We start from the raw sequence: 1,097 nt of genomic DNA on the forward strand, positions 1-1,097 counted from the left end.
AGCCAGTTTGGCGTTCACCCAACGATGATCCACAGCTGGAAACGGGCGCTTCTGGAAGGCGCGTCCGGCGTGTTCGAGCGTGGCGGAAAGAAGCCCCCAGAGATCGACGAGGAGCAAGTCAAAGAACTGCACGCGAAGATCGGGGAGCTGGCCGTTGCCAACGATTTTTTGTCACGAAAGCTCAAGCCGTGGATCGGCAAGTGAGGCGCAAGATGGTCGAGCCTGCCAATACCAACCTGTCGATTGGCAAACAGTGGAAGCTGTTGTCGGTCTCGCGGTCATCGTTTTACTACATGCCCAAGGGTGAGACAGCGATGAATCTGATGTTGATGCGCCAGATCGATGAGCAGTTTCTGGAAACACCGTTCTTTGGCGTCCGGCAAATGACTTGGCACTTGCGAAACGAAGGCCATCTGGTGAACGAGAAGCGCATCCGACGCTTGATGCGGCTGATGGGCTTGATGCCGATCTATCAGAAACCAAACATCAGCAAAGCGGCGAAAGGGCACAAGACCTATCCCTATCTGCTGCGCGGCCTACGGGTGGAGCGCCCCAATCAGGTCTGGTGTGCCGACATCACGTATCTGCCGATGCGCAGGGGCTTTCTGTATCTGGTCGCCATCATGGACTGGCACACCCGAAAGGTGCTGGCCTGGCGCATCTCGAACACGCTGGAAGCCGACTTCTGCGTCGCGGCACTGAACGAGGCCATCGCCAGGTTTGGCCCACCGGAAATCATGAATACGGATCAGGGCAGCCAGTTCACCTCGTTTGCCTGGACCGACCGGCTACGCCGATCCGGAGTGCGTATCTCGATGGATGGCAAAGGCCGGTTCCTCGATAACATCTTCGTCGAGCGGCTCTGGCGGTCGTTGAAGTACGAATGCGTCTACCTGCACGCCTGGGAGACCGGATCAGAGGCGAAGGCGGGCGTTGCGAAATGGATCGATTTCTACAACCGCAAACGCCCACACTCCGCCCTTGGCGGCAAACCCCCAGCCGTGGTCTATTGGCTGAGAAAAGAAGAAATCCAAACCGATCAGCAGGAGCAAAAAGTAGCTTAAATTACACCGAAATCTGTCCAAACATTGGGGAGT

At 56.7% G+C, this 1,097-nt stretch carries 2 protein-coding genes; both read left to right on the top strand.

All coding sequences use genetic code 11. The features are described from left to right. Positions 1–204 (top strand): transposase (locus ACR0CE_RS20510; RefSeq protein WP_480833611.1); only part of this gene is annotated, 204 nt, incomplete at its 5' end. Then, positions 201–1,064: an IS3 family transposase gene (locus ACR0CE_RS20515; RefSeq protein ID WP_480833613.1), complete on the top strand. Its 864-nt coding sequence runs from the start codon at positions 201–203 to the stop codon at positions 1,062–1,064. The genes ACR0CE_RS20510 and ACR0CE_RS20515, both read left to right, overlap by 4 nt. Positions 1,065–1,097: the final 33 nt, after the last annotated feature.

Source organism: Ruegeria sp. L11 (genome assembly GCF_056531755.1).